This is a genomic window from Kitasatospora sp. NPDC001132 (assembly GCF_053598415.1).
On sequence record NZ_JBSFKF010000001.1, the window covers coordinates 408,381 to 421,362 of the forward strand.

The 12,982-nt window shown below is 72.8% G+C and carries 11 protein-coding genes; 7 read left to right on the top strand and 4 right to left on the bottom strand.

The genetic code is table 11. The annotated features are described in order from the left end of the window. Window positions 1-29 precede the first annotated feature (29 nt). The gene (locus tag ACWDBE_RS01570) at window positions 30-1,346 is read right to left on the bottom strand and encodes a hypothetical protein (RefSeq protein ID WP_449806847.1); all 1,317 of its coding nucleotides are present in this window, start codon (window positions 1,344-1,346) and stop codon (window positions 30-32) included. A gap of 369 nt (window positions 1,347-1,715) precedes the next feature. On the opposite strand from ACWDBE_RS01570, the gene ACWDBE_RS01575 reads away from it, so the two are divergent. After that, window positions 1,716-2,471 (top strand): hypothetical protein, encoded by a 756-nt coding sequence (locus ACWDBE_RS01575; protein WP_449806848.1) that lies wholly within the window; start codon window positions 1,716-1,718, stop codon window positions 2,469-2,471. Window positions 2,472-2,557: 86 nt separating this feature from the next. Beyond that, window positions 2,558-3,283 carry a dienelactone hydrolase family protein gene (locus tag ACWDBE_RS01580; RefSeq protein ID WP_449806849.1) on the top strand — a complete coding sequence of 242 codons (726 nt, stop codon included), beginning with the start codon at window positions 2,558-2,560 and terminating at the stop codon, window positions 3,281-3,283. Between the two features lie 232 nt (window positions 3,284-3,515). Here ACWDBE_RS01580 and ACWDBE_RS01585 read toward each other — a convergent pair whose 3' ends face one another. Beyond that, window positions 3,516-3,818, bottom strand: a complete 303-nt coding sequence (locus ACWDBE_RS01585; protein WP_449806850.1) for a hypothetical protein — start codon at window positions 3,816-3,818, stop codon at window positions 3,516-3,518. A 326-nt stretch (window positions 3,819-4,144) separates the two neighbouring features. On the opposite strand from ACWDBE_RS01585, the gene ACWDBE_RS01590 reads away from it, so the two are divergent. The 3 genes from ACWDBE_RS01590 (at window position 4,145) to ACWDBE_RS01600 (ending at window position 7,713) form a co-directional block, all read left to right on the top strand. Next, window positions 4,145-5,509 (top strand): hypothetical protein, encoded by a 1,365-nt coding sequence (locus ACWDBE_RS01590; RefSeq protein WP_449806851.1) that lies wholly within the window; start codon window positions 4,145-4,147, stop codon window positions 5,507-5,509. Between the two features lie 206 nt (window positions 5,510-5,715). After that, window positions 5,716-6,693: a sphingomyelin phosphodiesterase gene (sph, locus tag ACWDBE_RS01595; protein WP_449806852.1), complete on the top strand. Its 978-nt coding sequence runs from the start codon at window positions 5,716-5,718 to the stop codon at window positions 6,691-6,693. Between the two features lie 153 nt (window positions 6,694-6,846). Next, a complete protein-coding gene (locus ACWDBE_RS01600) occupies window positions 6,847-7,713 on the top strand; it encodes a thioesterase family protein (protein WP_449806853.1) in 867 nt (288 codons plus the stop codon). A 77-nt stretch (window positions 7,714-7,790) separates the two neighbouring features. Here the strand turns inward: ACWDBE_RS01600 and ACWDBE_RS01605 are convergent, their stop codons facing one another. Beyond that, window positions 7,791-9,116: a radical SAM protein gene (locus tag ACWDBE_RS01605; protein ID WP_449806854.1), complete on the bottom strand. Its 1,326-nt coding sequence runs from the start codon at window positions 9,114-9,116 to the stop codon at window positions 7,791-7,793. A 653-nt stretch (window positions 9,117-9,769) separates the two neighbouring features. On the opposite strand from ACWDBE_RS01605, the gene ACWDBE_RS01610 reads away from it, so the two are divergent. Both ACWDBE_RS01610 and ACWDBE_RS01615 read left to right on the top strand, forming a co-directional pair. Beyond that, window positions 9,770-11,119, top strand: a complete 1,350-nt coding sequence (locus ACWDBE_RS01610; RefSeq protein ID WP_449806855.1) for a family 2 encapsulin nanocompartment cargo protein terpene cyclase — start codon at window positions 9,770-9,772, stop codon at window positions 11,117-11,119. Between the two features lie 116 nt (window positions 11,120-11,235). After that, window positions 11,236-12,114, top strand: a complete 879-nt coding sequence (locus ACWDBE_RS01615) for a geranyl diphosphate 2-C-methyltransferase (protein ID WP_392877311.1) — start codon at window positions 11,236-11,238, stop codon at window positions 12,112-12,114. Between the two features lie 140 nt (window positions 12,115-12,254). Here ACWDBE_RS01615 and ACWDBE_RS01620 read toward each other — a convergent pair whose 3' ends face one another. Next, complete coding sequence (locus ACWDBE_RS01620) at window positions 12,255-12,899, bottom strand: dihydrofolate reductase family protein (RefSeq protein WP_449806856.1); 645 nt, start codon at window positions 12,897-12,899, stop codon at window positions 12,255-12,257. Window positions 12,900-12,982 lie beyond the last annotated feature (83 nt).

The window sequence follows — 12,982 nt, forward strand, 5'->3', positions numbered from 1 at the left end:
CGGTCCGGTGGGAGCCGGAGGGGTGGACGTCAGGCCTTGGCCGGGGCGTCCTTGAGGGCGATCTCCTTGATCTCCTCGAAGGTGAAGCCCGCCCGGTTGAAGGCGCGCGCCTCGATCTCCGTGACGCCGAGGCCGGCGAGCTCCTTGAGCTGGGCGTCGGTCAGCGGCGGGGCGGTCGGGGCGTCCGGGACGCCGCCGGCCGGGTCCTCGGGGTCGAGGTCGTCCTCGGCACCCGCGGTGGCCAGGCCGAGCACCGCGTCCATCAGCTGGTCGTCGGTCACCTTGACCGCGTCGGCCGGCACCTGGACGTTCGGGGCCGACTGGCTGAAGGCGAGCTTCACCGGGAAGTTGACGCCCGGCTGTACCTTGTCGGCCAGCTGCGCGAGGTCGAAGGTGGCGGAGGAGAAGGCGCCGTTCTTCAGGTAGAGGTCGACGCCGATCCTGCGGTCCGGCACGTCGCTCGGGGCCTGGTCGGGGAAGTCGCCCAGCTGCTTGGGGAACTTGGCGGACAGCGGCTTGACGGCCTTGTACATCTCGTCGACCAGCTGCCGGGCCGGGGCGCTGACCCAGAGGTGCTCGGCGCCGTCCTTCTTGCCCTTGTCCTCGTACGTGACGGTGCGGCCGATCACGTCCTTGACCGAGTTGAGGAGCTGGTTGGCGAGCTCCGGGTCGGCGGTGGGCGCGGCGCTCGGGGCGGCCTTCTTGCCGTCGGACTCCTTGGCCTGGTCCGCGAGCGACTGGAGGTCGAAGGACACCCACTTGCCGGCCAGCACGTCGCCGAGCGGCTTCAGCTGCTCGGGCAGGTCCTTGCGCATCTCGTCGACCGTGGACGGGTCCTCGCCGGTCAGCTTCATCAGGCCCTTGGCGTCGGCGTGCAGGTACCCCGTGGCGTCGACCTGGCGGTACTCCAGCAGCGCGGTGCCGCTGCGGTCGGAGAGCAGGTAGGAGACGCGCACCGACTTGTCGAGCGTCAGGTCGCCGTTCTTGCCGGCGTCGCCGCCCTTGCCGGCGTTCTTGAAGGCCTCGATGTCCTTGAGCGGCTTGTCCGCGGAGATCGAGACCGAGACGGAGAGGCCGGAGATCGCCTTGGCGGTCTTCTCGTCCATCTGGTGCTCGCCGCCCCGGGCGGAGCCGATCAGGCCGCTGCCGGCCTTGTGGTCACCGGAGTTGGCGAAGGCGACGACCTGCTCGGGGGTGGCGTCGATGGAGAGGGTGAAGCCGGCCGCCTTGCCGTCACGGACCTTGTCGAAGGCCTTCGACACCTTCTGCGCGGCGGACAGCTGCTGGACGGTGCCGCAGGCGGTGAGGCCGGTGGCGAGCACGGAGGCGGTGACGGCGACGGGCATCGCCCCACGGGCGGCCTTGCGGATGGCGGTGTTGATGGTGCGACTCCTGTTGATCGGGCCCGCTCGGTGAAGCGGACCGCTCCCTCCCCTGTGACGCGCGAACGCCACAGTGCCTGCACATGTGATCACATTATCGGCAAGAGGGCATGCCAATTCTTGGCCCGGCCTTTAACCACATTGGCCAAAACCATGACCAAAGGTCGTAAATCCTCCGCCGGAAGCCCACCGAGCGGGGCACGGTCCCGCCGTCGGTGGGCAGCCGGGGAATTCCCGGATTCCCCCACGCGAACCGGCCGCCGTCCCTACGATCGGCTCGGTCCGGGTCCGCTGGAGTGGCCGCCGGACCGGTGGGTCTGCGGGAGGGGATCGATGGGGCCTGTGGGCTGGATCGCGGTGATCGTGCTGGCGCTCGCCGCAGCGGTGGTCTGGCTGATGCTGCGCTACCCCGGGGGATGGCGGTACGCCTTCACCGCGCAGTACGCCGAGAACCGGAGCGACCTGGACGCCGCCCGCGCCAAGCTCCGCACACTGGAGCGCGAGGCCCGACGCGAACGCGACCGGGCCAGGGCCGACGTCACGGCGGCCGAACAGGCCCAACGGGAGCGGGTCGACCGGGCCCGGGCACACCTGGACCGGCTCCGCTCGCCGGGCCGGGGCGAGTTGCGGTCCTCGCTCGGAGACGGCCTGCGGCTGTACGACCACGCGCTGGAGGTGACGGCGGAGGGCCGCACCGCCGAGTACCCGCTCCACGAGGTCTCGGTCCGCGACGACTACTCGGACGAGCAGGGCCACGTCTACGTGGCGCTGCCGACCGGTCGTCAGGCGATCGTGACCGTCGCGCTGGAGAAGACGCCCGAGGCCGAGGTGCGGAAGTTCGTCGTCGAGGTGTTCAACGCCGGCGCCGACGCCAAGGCGTCCGCGGTCGAACGCCAGGCGCTCGTACCCGAGGCCGAGGCCGAACTGCGCGACGCGCTGGCGGACACGGCCGGCCAGGAGGAGGCCCGGCAGCGGCTCACCGAACTCCTGGCCCGCCAGAAGGCGGACCCGCGCATCCCCCAGGCCCGTCTCGAACTGGAGGCGGCGAAGGACCGGTGGCAGCAACTCACCGGCAGCCGACCGGCGTAGCACCGGACGGTGAGTGGCGGGGTGCTCCTCTGCCGACGGCGAAGACCGGGCCGACGGGGGCGCGACCGGTACTACGGTCCTGTCCCATGACGATGGTCACGACCCGCACGGTCGAATATCCCGCCGACGGACTGACGATGATCGGGCACCTCGCACTGCCCGGCGGAACCGGCCGCCGGCCCGCGGTCCTGATCGGCCCCGAGGGGCCGGGCCTGAACGACTTCCAGCGCCGCCGGGCCGACGCCCTCGCCGAACTGGGGTACGTGGCCCTGGCCTTCGACCTCCACGGCGGGCACTGGTTCGCCGACCCGCAGGAGATGCTGGCCCGCGTGCTGCCGCTGCTCGACGACCCCGACCGGATGCGGGACATCGGCGGTGCGGCCCTCGACGTGCTGCGCGCCGAACCCCGGACCGACCCCGACCGGATCGCCGCCGTCGGCTACGGCACCGGCGGCGCGATCGCGCTGGAACTCGGGCGCGCCGGCGTCGACCTGCGGGCGATCGGGACGGTCAACGGACTCGTCACGGGCCGACCGGGTGAGGCGGCCCGCATCCGGTGTCCGGTCTGGGCCGGGGTCGGCTCGGAGGACCCGATCATGCCCGCCGGACAGCGGGACGCCTTCGCCGCCGAGATGCAGGCCGCGGGCGTCGACTGGCGCCTCGTGGTCTACGGCGGCGCCGAGCACGCCTTCCACCACCCGTCGGTCGAGCACGCCGTCCTGCCCGGCGTCCGCCACCACCCGCTGCACGCCGAGCGGGCCTGGCGCGACGTCCTCGCCCTGCTCGCCGAGTGCCTGCCCGTGGCGGACTGAGCCCGGGCCCCGGCTCCCACCCCGGGAGCCGGTGGCGCGGTGGAGCCGGGCACTACCGCAACTGCGTCGCGATCACGGCGGCCAGGAGGCCGCCGAGGAGCAGGCCGATCACGACGGGGGACACCTTGTCCCAGAGCCGCGCCCGCGGTTCGACGCGCCCCGGCGGCCGATCGTGTCCCTCGGTTTTTGCCGCTCGGGCGAGGTCGGTGCGGCCGCCGCGGGGACCTCCGGGCTACACGGTGCCCGCGATCCAGCCGATGGTCTCGAAGGTGTGCGGTCCGTCGGACAACGCCCTGCCCCTGCCCACGAGTTCGTTGAAGCGGATCTTGAAGCCGGTGGTGGTGACGTCGGCGATCCGCAGGCCCGGGGTGTCGGGGCCGTTGAACGTCTGGACGAACGGCACCACGATCACTGCCGCGTCGTCGGGGAAGGGCGTGGGGAAGGTGACCTGGGTGAAGGTCGTCGTGGCTCCGCCGGTCAACTCCGAGGCGTTGGTGGAGTTCAGCTCCAGCTTGCCGGTCTGGATCATGCTCATCGCTGCTGCCTTCCGCTCGACGGCACGGGCGCTGCCCCTCCGTGAGGCAGCCACGGGTGGGATGCCCGTGTTGGTCCGTGTTTAGCGCGGATGCCACCGGTTCGGGGCGCCCGTGGCGGTCGGGGTCGGGCGACGTGGGGCCGGTGAGGCCTCCCGGGCGGGGCGGTTCCCGGACCGGTCCGTGCGCACGGTGCGGGCCCGCTGTGTGCGGGAGTTGGCGAAATCGTGCTCATGTCGGGTCGGTCGGGTTGACCGAGGCCACGACCGGGCGGTTGGCTCGGCCGCAGCGACGGGGAGCAGACGGGGGCGAAAGGGGAGGGGAACCCATGAAGAGGACGGTACGGCTGGCCTGCGCACTGGCGGCCGCGCTGCTGGCGGGCACCGGGGCGCCGACGGCGCACGCCCGGCCCGCGCCCGCGTCCGCACCCGGGTCCACGCCCGCGCTCGCGGCTACCGGCGGCGACACGGTGCGGGTGAACGTGAGCCCCGACGGCGCGCCCGCCGACGACTGGTCCGAGCCGCTCGGACTGAGCGCCGACGGCCGGTACGCCCTGTTCACCTCGCTGGCCTCGAACCTGGTGCCCGGTGACACCAACCGCCTCTACGACGTCTTCGTCCGCGACCTGTGGACGCGCCGGACCGAGCGGGTCAGCCTCGCCGACGACGGCGCCCAGCTGGACGGCTCCAGCAGCCAGGCGGCGATCAGCGCCGACGGCCGGTACGTCGCCTTCAGCAGCGACGCCGCCAACGCCGTCCCCGGGCACGGCAGCGGGCGCACCGACGTCTACGTCCGCGACCGTGGCACCGGCCGCACCGAGCTGCTCACCGCCGGCACCGGCGTCGGGAACTCGGTCAGCCCCGCGATCAGTGCCGACGGCCGCTTCGTCGCCTACTCCTCGGACCGCGCCGACCTCGCCCCCGGGGCCCGGGCGGGCACCGCCAACATCTACCTGACCGACCGCCGGACGGGCACCACCCGGCTGGTCACCGCCGGGCAGGGCGGCGCCCCCGCCGACGGCGGCTCGGTGGAGCCCTCGCTCAGCGCCGACGGCCGGGCCGTCGCCTTCCGCTCGAAGGCGGCCAACCTCCTGGCCCCGGCCGCGACGGCCCCCGCCGGAACGGCTCCCGCGGTGAAGGCCCCCGCCGCGACGGCCCCCACCGCGACGGCCCCCGCCCCGACCGCGCTGAAGCCGCCGCCCACCCGCCAGCTCTTCCCGCTCTACGTCTACGACGCCGCCACCGGCCGGATCGAGGGCGCGAGCGTCGACCCGAGCGGCACCCTGCGCGACGCCGCCCGCCAGGGGCGGCTGAGCCCCGACGGCAGGTTCGCGCTGTTCCGGGTGTTCCAGCCGGACCAGGGCGGCGCCTCCCGGGTCGCGCTCTACGCCCGCGACCTGCGAACGGGCACGGTGACGGAGGTGGCCCCCGCCGGCACCCAGCCCGCCGTCATGACGGCGGACGACCGCTGGGTCCACTTCCCCTCGGACGACGCCGGGCTGGTGCCCGGCGACACCAACGGCACCACGGACGTCTTCCGACGGGACCTGTGGACCGGCCGGGTGGAGCGGGTCGCCGAGGCCGTCGGCCCGTCCGCCGCGCCCGCCGTGGACGCGCTCGGCACCACCCTGCTGTACGGCGCCCTGGACGGCACCCGCGCCGACGTCCTGGTGCGCCACCCGCTGCCCTTCTGACCGCCCGTCCGACCACCTTCCGACCGCCCGCCTCCCGCAGGGGATGGCGGGCGGCAGCCCCGGTCGTCAGGAGTTCGCCGAGGGAGTTACCGGCGAGTTCACCGAATGCTCGCCGGATGTCTTGCGGGCCGTGTCGACAGCCGAGTTGGATGCACAACATCCCTCGATCCGTCGGGTCCACGACAACGCTCCCTCACGGAGGCCCCATGCCCCTGTCGTCCGTCCGCCGCGCCCTCGCCGCCGGCGCCGCCGCCACCGTCCTCGCCGTGCTGGGCGCCGTCCCGGCCTCGGCCGAGACCGCCCCGACGACCGCGCCCCCGCTCGACGTGCTGACCTACAACACGTTCCTGATGAGCACCTCGCTCTACCCCAACTGGGGCCAGCAGTACCGGGCGCAGGCCATCGCCTCGGCGGACTTCTTCCAGGGCCACGACGTGGTCGTGCTGGAGGAGGCCTTCGACAACGCGGCCTCCGACGCGCTGACCGCCAAGGCCTCGGCCGCCTACCCGTACCACACGCCGGTGGTCGGCCGCTCTACCAACGGCTGGGACGCCACCTCCGGCAGCTACAGCTCCACCACCCCCGAGGACGGCGGCGTCACCCTGCTCAGCAAGTGGCCGGTCCTGCGCAAGGAGCAGTACGTCTACAAGGACGCCTGCGGCTCGGACTGGTTCTCCAACAAGGGCTTCGTCTACGCGGTGCTGGACGTCAACGGCCGCCGCACCCACGTGGTCGGCACCCACCTCCAGTCCACCGACTCGGGCTGCGCGAGCGGCCAGGCGGCGGACATCCGGGCCAGGCAGCTCACCGCGATGCGCTCCTTCCTGGACGCCAAGCGGATCCCGGCCGACGAGCCGGTCCTGGTCGCGGGCGACCTCAACATCGACTCGCACGGCGCCGAGTACCAGGCGCTGCTGGCCAACGGCAACCTCGCCCCGGCCGCCGCCCGCACCGGCTGGCCGTACTCCTTCGACACCGTCGACAACTCCGTCGCCGCCTACCGCTACCCGGGCGAGCCCAAGGAGGACCTCGACTACGTCCTCTACCGGGCCGACCACGCCCGCCCGCAGCAGTACACCAACGAGGTGGTCCGGGTGCACAGCGCGCCCTGGACGGTCAGCAGCTGGGGCAAGAGCTACACCTACACCGACCTCTCCGACCACTACCCGCTGGCCGCGCGCTGACGGTCCTGACCCCCCGGGCGTGTGGGATGCGTCACCCGTGACACCACGTCGGCGGTTCGGCCCCCTACGATCCTGAACGCCGAGTTCGGCCGCCGTCGTACCACGGCGGCGGCCGAACCGGCAGCCAGCGATCCGGCCAGAGGAGAAGCGCACGTGACCACCCCCACCGCCGCGCCCGACAGCTACTACCAGCGCACCGGCGAGCACAGCTACAAGCCCACCCTGCAGGCGCAGGGCGCCTGGCACGCGGACGAGCAGCACTTCAGCCCGCTCGGCGGCCTGATCGTGCACGCCATCGACCGCCACCGGGCCGACCGCCACCGGACCGGTCAGGAGCGGGCGGGGCAGGAGCAGGCCGACCAGGGGCGGGCCGGCCGCCCAGCCGACGGCCTGGCACTGGCCCGGATCAGCTACGACATACTCGGCCTGATCGCCCTCGAGGAGTTCGAGATCACGGTGGAGACCGTCCGCCCCGGTCGCACCATCGAGCTGGTCGAGGCCACCGTGGTGATCGGCGGTCGGGCCGTCGTCCGGGCCCGCGCCTGGTTCCTCGCCGAGCTGGACACCTCCGCCGTCGCCGGCACCCACGACCAGCCGCTGCCCGGGCCCGAGGAGTTCGAGCCCTGGGCGATGGCCGGGCTGTGGGGCGGCGGCTACATCGCCTCGATCGACGTCCGCCGCCGGGAGACCGCCCCCGGCCGCGCCGCCGCCTGGATCTCCAGCCCGGTCGAGCTGGTCGCGGGGGAGCCCAGCGGGCCGCACGCCTCCTTCGTCATGATGGTGGACACCGCCAACGGCATCGCCGTGCGGCAGGACCCGACCGAGTGGATGTTCCCCAACACCGACCTGACGATCCACTTCCACCGCCGCCCCGAGGGCAGCTGGACCGGCCTGGACACCAGCGTCAGCTTCGGCCCGTCCGGCCACGGCGTCACCAGCACCGTGCTGCACGACGTCCGCGGGCCGCTGGGCCGGGCCGAGCAGATCCTCACCGTCCGTCCGATGCCGTCCGCCGGCTGAAGGCGAGTCGCCGGATCCGGGAGCCGCCGGATCCCGGTGGCGCCGGCCCGCCCGGGCCGGCGCCACCAGGTCGTACCTCAGCCGGTCAGCGAGTCCATGAAGGAGCTCACCGAGAACACCGCCTTGCCCGGGCCGGCCGGGCCGTAGCCGGGCGGGGAGGAGAGGCCGAACTCCTCCAGGGTCGCCCGGTAGGTCTGCAGCAGCCGGATGTGGTACTCCAGCGGCGCGCCCTGCGGGTTGGCCTTGCCGAGCGGGGTGGTGGGCTCGGGGCACCAGGTGGTGAAGCGCGGCACCACGCCGTGGGACATGAAGAAGCGCAGGCCCTCCTCGGTGGAGGCGATCGCCTCGTCCACCGTGGTGAAGCCGAACGGCTCGGCCATCTCCACGCCCGCGACGAAGTTGGGGATCACGTTCTCCGGGCCGAACACCTCGGTGGAGTCGAGGATCCTGCGGTGCCACTCGTCCCGGCCGACGTAGCGCTCCTTGCCCGGGCAGTAGAGCTCGAACAGCCGCTTGTCCCACACCTCGAAGTTGGGGTGGTAGATCCGCACGCCGTAGTCGTGGAAGCGCTGGACGTCCTCGCGCGGCAGCGCCTGGGCCACCACCTTGCCGATCCAGCGGCCGGGGAAGCGCTCCTCGATGGCCTTGGCGTACTGCCCGTAGAAGTCGGCCTCGTCCCGGCCGCCGACGTGCGAGGTGATCGCCCCGCCGGTGAGGGTGTACGCCTGGGAGGCGCGGGTGGTGTCGTGCTGGTCGATCAGCGCCAGCGCCTCCAGCACCTCCTCGACCGGCTTGACCCCGGTGTACGGGCGGCCGGCGGCCTTGTGCTGGCGCCAGTTGTGATTGATGTCGCAGTACTGGCACTCCTCCTTGGCACCGAAGTACTGGCAGACCCGGAACACCGTGAGGTAGATCAGGTAGCCCCACTGGATGGTCGGGGCGACCTCCATCACCGACTTCCCGTTGGCCAGGGTGTGCCGGTAGTAGTCCGGCATCGGCGGCAGGCCGACGTCGGCGATCCGGGCGCCGTCCAGGTACAGGCCGAGCGTGCCGTCGTCCCCGGCGCCGACCCGGTACGGCGAGTCCGGGTTCACCCGCACCGACACCACCGTGCGGCGCAGCCCGTACGGCCCGCCGGTCAGCACGACCTCCTCCGGCGGCCGGTTGAGCGCGGCGGCGCCCAGCTCGGGCAGGGTGCGGTGGTCGAAGGAGAAGATGAAGTACGACTTCGGCTTGACGTCGCCGCCCCCGTCGGCGCCCGCGCTGCCACTGAGCGCGGACTCGTCGAAGGCCATGCCGCCGCGCAGCAGGTCCTCCTTGATCACCGCCTCCCGGGGCACGTCCGGATAGCGCTCCATGAGCGCCTCGACGAGTGCGGTGCGGCTGCGGGCCTGGCTCTCCATGCGCTGGTCTTCCTTCCTGGCCCCGTGCTCACGGCGCCGCGCCCATTCTGGTCCCCCGCACCGGAGCGGTCGTGCACCGGGCCCGGAGCTGACCGACCGGTCCGTGCTGCGGGCCGAGGCCGGGCGGCGCCTCGGCCCGCGGTGTCCCGGCGTACGGGGCTCCCAGGGCGCGGGCGTCAGGCCCCGTGGATGTGCGACCAGCACGTGGCAGGCGCCGCCGGCCGGTCATGTCGCATTCGAACAGCCACCGCCAGGAGGGGCACGACGCCGTCGGCCGGAGCGGGACACGGCCGGGTTTCGACGGGTTGACGCGAGTGGCGGCGGGGTCGGGCGGCCGGGTCGGGCGGCCGGGTCGGGCCGGGGGCGCCAAGGCGTGGGGCGGGGCGATGCACGACTGTGGCGCATCCAAACGCCGTCAGCGCGAACGTTCACCCTATCGGGTGAGGAAGATCGTCCGTTGCGATGCGGAACCGGCCTTCGCGCCTACGGTGGGGAACCGAGCGAGACGGGGTCCGGAAACCGGTTTTCCCCTTCGCGACGGGGAATCTGACGTCCCGTCATATTGTGCGACCCCTTTCCAGAGGAGGCTCCATGCCCCTGCGTGCCAGACCGGACACGGCATCCGGGCCCGTCACCGCTCCGGTGGTGGGCCCATGAGCTCGCCGGCGATCGAACAGATCCTGGGCGGGCCCACCGGACTGGGCACCTCCGGGCTGCGGTTCCGGCCGCAGGTCCCGGCCCCCGACGCCCCGGCGGCCGGGGTGCCCGAGCTCGCGGTCTCGGCTGCGGAGACCGCGGTTCCCGGCAGTGCCGCGGCGCCCGGCACCGCGGCGGCGCCCGACATCGCGGCGGCGCCCGACATCGCGGCGCCCGAGGTCTCGCTGCCCGAGATCCCCGGGTTCCAGGTGCCATCCGGCCACGTCCTGCCCGTCCCGTCCGCGCTGACCGCGACGCCGCGTCCGGCCAGGGTGGGCCCGACCGTCCACGGCCCGGCCGCCGCGGCCACGAGTGGCAAGCCGAAGAGCGGCGACCCGATCCCCGGCCTGTACCACCACCCGATCGCCGAGCCCGACCCGGTGCGGGTGGAGGCGCTCAGCGCGGAGCTCAAGGTCTGGGCGATGGAGGAGGTCGAGCTCTACCCGCCGGAGTGGGAGAAGGACTTCGACGGGTTCTCCACCGGGCGCTACATGGTGGCCTGCCACCCGGACGCGCCGAGTGTCGACCACCTGATGCTCGCGGCCCGCCTGATGGTGGCCGAGAACGCGGTGGACGACTGCTACTGCGAGGACCTCGGCGGTTCGCCGATCGGCCTGGGCAGCCGCCTGCTGCTCGCGCACACCGCGCTGGACCCGCTGCACACCACGACGGAGTACCACCCGCACTGGGAGGCCTCGCTCTCCTCGGACGCGCCCCGGCGCGCCTACCACTCCGCGATGGAGTACTTCACCCGGGCCGCCACGCCCTCCCAGTCGGACCGGTTCCGGCACGACATGGCGCGGCTGCACCTCGGGTACCTGGCCGAGGCCTCCTGGGACCAGGCGGACCACGTCCCGGAGGTGTGGGAGTACCTGGCCATGCGCCAGTTCAACAACTTCCGCCCCTGCCCGACGATCACCGACACCGTCGGCGGCTACGAGCTGCCGGCCGAGCTGCACGCGCTGCCCGCGATGCAGCGGGTGATCGCGCTGGCGGGCAACGCCACCACCATCGTCAACGACCTGTACTCGTACACGAAGGAGCTCGCCAGCCCCGGACTGCACCTGAACCTGCCGGTGGTGATCTCCGAGCGCGAGGGCGTCTCCCGCAAGGAGGGCTACCTGAAGGCGGTCGAGGTCCACAACGAGCTGATGCTGGCCTTCGAGGCCGAGGCGGCGGCCCTGGCCGTGTCCTGCCCCGTGCCCACGCTCGTACGGTTCCTGCGCGGGGTGGCCGCGTGGCTCGACGGCAACCACTACTGGCACCAGACCAACACCTACCGCTACACGCTGCCGGACTTCTGGTGACACCACCCCTTCCGGTGGACCCACCCCCACCGGCGGCGCGACTGCCTTGACGACCGATCCCTTGACCACCGATCCCTTGACCACCGATCCCCTGACCATCCGCTAGGAGCTGACCCATGTCCGTGACCGACGACATCACCACCCCCGGCAACGCCATCCCCGGCCCGGCGACCCCGTACCAGGGCGACATCGCACGCTATTGGGACCACGAGGCCCGTCCGGTCAATCTCCGCCTGGGTGACGTCGACGGCCTCTACCACCACCACTACGGCATCGGTGCGATCGACCAGGCCGCGATCGGCGACCCGGCCGACAGCGAGCGCGAGAAGAAGGTGATCGCCGAGCTGCACCGCCTGGAGTCCGCCCAGGCCGACGTGCTGCTGAGCCACCTGGGCGACATCCGCGCCGACCACACCCTGGTCGACGCCGGTTGCGGCCGTGGCGGTTCGATGGTGATGGCGCACCAGCGCTTCGGCTGCCGGGTCGAGGGCCTGACCCTCTCCGCCCAGCAGGCCGACTTCGGCAACAAGCGCGCCGCCGAGCTGGGCATCGGCGGGTTCGTCCGCTCCCGGGTCGCCAACATGCTGAACATGCCGATCGAGACCGGCTCGGTCGCGGGCTCCTGGAACAACGAGTCCAGCATGTACGTCGACCTGCACGACCTGTTCGCCGAGCACTCCCGGGTGCTGAGCGTCGGCGGCCGGTACGTCACCATCACCGGCTGCTGGAACCCGCGTTACGGCCAGCCGTCGAAGTGGGTCTCGCAGATCAACGCCCACTTCGAGTGCAACATCCACTCCCGCCGCGAGTACCTGCGGGCGATGGCCGACAACCGCTTGGTGCCGCAGGCCGTCATCGACCTGACCCCGGACACCCTGCCCTACTGGGAGCTGCGGAACACCACCTCGCTGGTGACCGGCATCGAGGAGGCGTTCATCGAGTCCTACAAGGACGGCTCCTTCCAGTACGTGCTGATCGCGGCCGACCGGGTCTGACCCGGTAGCGCCGCTGCGGAGGCCGTGATCCGGAGGTCGTGATCCGGAGGCTGTGATCCGGTAGCGACGCGACGCACCACGACGGCGGCGGCCTCCCCGTACCCGCGGGGAGGCCGCCGCCGTCGTTCCGTGACCGGGCCCTACGGCCGGGTGAAGGTCAGGTGGGTGACGCCGCTCGGACTCGCCACCGCCTCGGTGCGGAAGCGCCGCTCCAGCCCCTCGAGTTCGGTCCACAGCGGCTCGCCCCGGCCGAGCAGCACCGGCACCACGACCACGTGGAGGTGGTCGACCAGATCGGCCTCCAGGAAGGCCCGGACGGTGCTAGGGCCGCCACCGATCCGCACGTCCAGTCCGCCGGCCGCCTCCCGGGCCCGGCGCAGCGCCTCCTCGGGTGAGGCGTCGACGAAGTGGAAGACCGTCCCGCCCTCCATCTCCAGCGAGGGGCGCGGGTGGTGGGTGAGCACGAAGACCGGGGTGTGGAACGGCGGGTTCGGCCCCCACCAGCCCCGCCATTCCTCGTCCTGCCAGGGGCCGCGTTGCGGGCCGAACTTGTTGCGTCCCATGATCTCCGCGCCGATGCCGTCGCCCCAGGTGCGGGCCAGCGCGTCGTCCACGCCGGTGTCGCCGCCCTCCTTGCCCTGCATCCGCCGGAACGCCCGGGTGCGGAAGAACCAGGTGTGCAGCCGGTCGGCGGCGTGGCCGAACGGCGCGTCGAGGCTCTGCCCCTCACCCGTGCCGTAACCGTCCAGGGAGATCGAGAAGTTGTGGACCCGGACCAAGGACATCGCTTCCTCCGCAGCTGGTGCCGGGGTTCGGACCGGCCGCCCGCACCCCGCTCGCGGGACACGCTAACCAGGTGTCGTGGAGC

Coding starts and splice junctions, on each gene's coding strand:
- ACWDBE_RS01610 (WP_449806855.1), top strand. CDS start 9,770: ATGAGCTCGCCGGCGATCGAACAGATCCTGGGCGGGCCCACCGGACTG.
- ACWDBE_RS01605 (WP_449806854.1), bottom strand. CDS start 9,116: ATGGAGAGCCAGGCCCGCAGCCGCACCGCACTCGTCGAGGCGCTCATG.
- ACWDBE_RS01575 (WP_449806848.1), top strand. CDS start 1,716: ATGGGGCCTGTGGGCTGGATCGCGGTGATCGTGCTGGCGCTCGCCGCA.
- ACWDBE_RS01570 (WP_449806847.1), bottom strand. CDS start 1,346: ATGCCCGTCGCCGTCACCGCCTCCGTGCTCGCCACCGGCCTCACCGCC.
- ACWDBE_RS01615 (WP_392877311.1), top strand. CDS start 11,236: ATGTCCGTGACCGACGACATCACCACCCCCGGCAACGCCATCCCCGGC.
- ACWDBE_RS01620 (WP_449806856.1), bottom strand. CDS start 12,899: ATGTCCTTGGTCCGGGTCCACAACTTCTCGATCTCCCTGGACGGTTAC.
- sph (WP_449806852.1), top strand. CDS start 5,716: ATGCCCCTGTCGTCCGTCCGCCGCGCCCTCGCCGCCGGCGCCGCCGCC.
- ACWDBE_RS01590 (WP_449806851.1), top strand. CDS start 4,145: ATGAAGAGGACGGTACGGCTGGCCTGCGCACTGGCGGCCGCGCTGCTG.
- ACWDBE_RS01585 (WP_449806850.1), bottom strand. CDS start 3,818: ATGAGCATGATCCAGACCGGCAAGCTGGAGCTGAACTCCACCAACGCC.
- ACWDBE_RS01580 (WP_449806849.1), top strand. CDS start 2,558: ATGACGATGGTCACGACCCGCACGGTCGAATATCCCGCCGACGGACTG.